The organism is Streptomyces sp. MCA2, from assembly GCF_023544705.1.
GTDB lineage: Bacteria > Actinomycetota > Actinomycetes > Streptomycetales > Streptomycetaceae > Streptomyces > Streptomyces decoyicus.
In genome coordinates this window covers 1-3,364 of the sequence record NZ_JAMJFM010000116.1, presented here as the reverse complement: position 1 = coordinate 3,364, position 3,364 = coordinate 1, and the positions used below count along the sequence as shown (strand labels likewise).

General features: G+C 71.0%; 4 protein-coding genes. 3 read left to right on the top strand and 1 reads right to left on the bottom strand.

Annotated features, from left to right (window positions below; genetic code table 11):
* Positions 1 to 61 precede the first annotated feature (61 nt).
* Positions 62 to 691 carry a helix-turn-helix domain-containing protein gene (locus tag M8I34_RS41045; RefSeq protein WP_250058156.1) on the bottom strand — a complete coding sequence of 210 codons (630 nt, stop codon included), beginning with the start codon at positions 689 to 691 and terminating at the stop codon, positions 62 to 64.
* A gap of 81 nt (positions 692 to 772) precedes the next feature.
* Between M8I34_RS41045 and M8I34_RS41040 the strand changes: the two genes are divergently transcribed.
* The 3 genes from M8I34_RS41040 to M8I34_RS41030 all read left to right on the top strand — a co-directional run.
* Complete coding sequence (locus tag M8I34_RS41040) at positions 773 to 1,525, top strand: MBL fold metallo-hydrolase (RefSeq protein WP_250058155.1); 753 nt, start codon at positions 773 to 775, stop codon at positions 1,523 to 1,525.
* A 23-nt stretch (positions 1,526 to 1,548) separates the two neighbouring features.
* On the top strand, positions 1,549 to 2,193 hold the full coding sequence (locus M8I34_RS41035; RefSeq protein ID WP_244416035.1) for an NAD(P)-dependent oxidoreductase: 645 nt from the start codon (positions 1,549 to 1,551) through the stop codon (positions 2,191 to 2,193).
* A 3-nt stretch (positions 2,194 to 2,196) separates the two neighbouring features.
* Positions 2,197 to 3,364, top strand: a 1,168-nt coding sequence (locus tag M8I34_RS41030; RefSeq protein WP_250058154.1) for a multidrug effflux MFS transporter, incomplete at its 3' end; no start/stop codon positions are given.

The following is a 3,364-nucleotide window of genomic DNA, read 5'->3' as shown; positions in this document are numbered from 1 at the left end:
TTTTGAGACCGGCGCAGACTCGGTAGAGCTTGAGGTCGCAGTCTCGCGAGCGGCCGGTCGTTCAGCGGGGCAGGATGCGCATTACTGCCTCGTGTTCGCCGCTGAGCCGCAGGCCTTGCTGTACTGCGGCGCTCAGATCGAGGTCGCCGAGCAGGGTGGCGGCCAGCAGGTGCGGCGGTCCGGTCAGTGACGCGGTGGGGTGGTCGACCCGGCCGGCGTGTGTGTGCACCGAGCCGTCCTTGACTTCGATGACCAGGTCTTCGTTGCCGTCGGCGTGCAGTTGCAGGGCGATTGCCGGCTGGTCGGGGCGGTGGTCGGTCAGTGCCCGGGCGGGCATGTCCAGCCAGTGGGTGCGGAAGGTGTCGTTGCCGCCCGGCTCACGCAACAGCGGCACGCCCCACCGGCTCAGTTCCTGTAGCACCGGCTCGAGCGTGCGGCCACGCTCGGTGAGGGAGAACAGGGTGGTGGCCACCGGCGGCGGGGCGGCCTCGCGGTGGATCAGGCCGGCTTCCTCGAGTTCGCGGAGCCGGTCGACCAGCAGGTTGCTGGCGATCCCGGGCAGCCCGTTGCGCAGGTCGGTGTGCCGGCAAGGACCCAGGGCGAGCAGTTCACGGACGATCAGCAGGGTCCATCGGTCGCCGATGGTGTCCAGTGCTTTCGCGATGCCGCAGTACTGCCCGTAGGTGCGCATGCCACCATCCTACATCGTGGTGTTGAGATTCAAAACTCTCTTGTTGACTTTCTCAACAACGTCGGTCTAGCGTCGCTGCCCATGACCCCCACCCTTTCTGTGCGTCGGCTGGCCTGGGCCGGCGTCGAGATCCGTCTCGGCGACACCCGCCTGCTGATCGATCCGCTCGAGAACGTCGCTCCGCTGGCGCCGGTGATGGGGCCGCCGCACCGGCCGGTCGACCCGGTCGATACCCCGCCCGGCACCCACGCCCTCATCACCCACCTGCACCCCGACCACTACGACCACGACCTGATCGCCCGGATCGCGGCCACCGGCACGATCGGCTGCCACACCCCCAGCGCGGCCGGGCTGCGCGAGGCGGGCATCACCCCCGTTGCCCAGGACCTGGGTCAGTCACGGCGCATCGGAGAGCTGTCCGTCACCCCGGTGACCTCGCTGGACTGGCGCGGCAACGACTGTGACCAGGTCGCCTGGGTCGTCGAAGGCACCGGCCGGCGGGTCATCCACTGCGGCGACACCCAGTGGCACGGCAGCTGGTGGCAGATCGCCCGCGACCACGGCCCGTTCGACGTCGCGTTCGTCCCGGTCAACGGTGTCATCGCCCACTTCGAGGGCTACGCGGCCAACGTCCCGGCGACCATGACCCCTGAGCAGGGCGTCGAGGCCGCCGTCGCACTCGGCGCCGGCACCGTCTGCGCCATGCACTACGGCCTGTTCCACAACCCGCCGTTCTACACCGAACAACCCGACATCGAGCAGCGCTTCCAGCACGCCGCCGACGAGCGCGGCATCACCGCGGCCATCATCGCCGACGGCCAGCCCGTCCTCTGACCATCAGAAACAAGGAGCAACACATGAAGATCGTCCTGTTCGGTGCCAGCGGCAACATCGGCCGGCCCACCACCGAGGAACTACTGCGTCGCGGCCACACCGTCACCGCGGTCACCCGAGCCGGCCACATCGACGGACTCAAGCACAAGGCCCTGACCGTGACCACCGGTGACGTCACCGACCCCGCGGCGGTCGCCGGCCTCGCCGCCTCCCACGACGCCGTGCTCTCGGCCGTCGGCCCCCGGATCGGCCAGGAAAGCGACCGCGCCACGATCGTCGGTGCCGCCCGTGCGCTGATCGACGGACTCCGCCGAGCCGGCGTCACCCGCCTGGTCACCATCGGCGGTGCCGGTAGCCTACGCACGCCGACCGGCGCCCGGGTCATGGACGACCCGGACTTCCCCGCGCTGTGGAAGGCCAACGCCGAGGCCCAGTCCGAAGCGCTCGACCTCTACCGCGGCGTGCACGACCTCGACTGGACGTACGTGTCGCCCGCCGCAGTCATCGGAGCGGGCGAGCGGACCGGGGCCTACCGCAGCGCCGGGGACACCCTGCTCACCGACGACGACGGCAACAGCCGCATCTCGTACGCCGACTACGCGATCGCCTTGGCCGACACGATCGAGAGCGGCACCGCGATCCGCCGCCGCATCACCGTGGCGTACTGAGCCATGAGCAACGACGCCGCCGGCCGGCAAACCCGATTCATCGTCCTGCTCGCAGCGCTCGTGGCCCTGGGACCACTGTCCATCGACGGCTACCTGCCCGGACTGCCGGACCTCGCCGGCGACCTGCGCGCCGGCGCCGCGGCCACCCAGCTCACCATCACCGCCTGCCTGGCCGGGCTGGCCATCGGGCAGCTGATCGCCGGGCCGCTGAGCGACACCTACGGCCGGCGGCGTCCGTTGCTGGCGGGCCTCGCCCTCTACACGATTGCCAGCGCGCTCTGCGCGGTGGCGCCCGACGTCCGGACCTTCGTCGGCCTACGCCTGGTCCAGGGCATCGGCGGGGCGTTCGGCATCGTCATCGCCAACGCCATGGTCCGCGACCGCACCTCCGGAACCCGCACCGCACGTCTCTTCTCCGCACTGACCTTGATCACCGGCCTGGCGCCGGTGTTCGCGCCGGTCCTCGGCGGCCAGCTACTGCGCGTCACGGCCTGGCCTGGAATCTTCGTGGCCCTGGCCGTACTCGGCGCCGTGATGCTGGCGGCCTCCGCCGCAGGACTGCCGGAGACCCGGTCCTCCGCGTCACGCCAGCCGCTGCTGGCTGTCGTCGGGCAGCTGCTCAGCGACCGGGTCTTCACCGGGTACGTCCTGGCCAACGGCCTGGTCTTCGCGGCGATGTTCGCCTACATCTCCGGCTCGCCGTTCGTCCTGCAGGAAATCCACGGCCTGTCACCGCAGCAGTACAGCGCCGTGTTCGCCGTCAACGCCGCCGGACTCATTGCGGCCGCCCAGATCAGCGGCCGGCTGGTGGCCCGGGCCGGCGCCCGCGTGCTGCTGCTCGCCGGTCTGCTGGGCGCGACAGCCGGTGGCACCACGGTTCTGGCCGCGGTGCTGACACGGGCACCCCTGCCCGCGCTCCTGATCGGCCTGTTCGTCCTGGTCTCCAGCGTGGGCCTCGTCATGCCGAACGCCGCGGCCCAGGCCCTGGCCGACCACGGCGGACACGCCGGGTCGGCCGCCGCTCTGCTCGGCTTCAGCCAGTTCATGATCGGCGGGGCACTTGCTCCGCTGGCCGGCGCGGGTGGCGCCGCCGACGCCTTGCCGATGGGAATCATCGTCGCCGTGCTGCCGGCGCTCGCTCTGCTCACACTCGGCGTCCTCACCCGGTCGA

Coding starts and splice junctions, on each gene's coding strand:
- M8I34_RS41045 (WP_250058156.1), bottom strand. CDS start 691: ATGCGCACCTACGGGCAGTACTGCGGCATCGCGAAAGCACTGGACACC.
- M8I34_RS41040 (WP_250058155.1), top strand. CDS start 773: ATGACCCCCACCCTTTCTGTGCGTCGGCTGGCCTGGGCCGGCGTCGAG.
- M8I34_RS41035 (WP_244416035.1), top strand. CDS start 1,549: ATGAAGATCGTCCTGTTCGGTGCCAGCGGCAACATCGGCCGGCCCACC.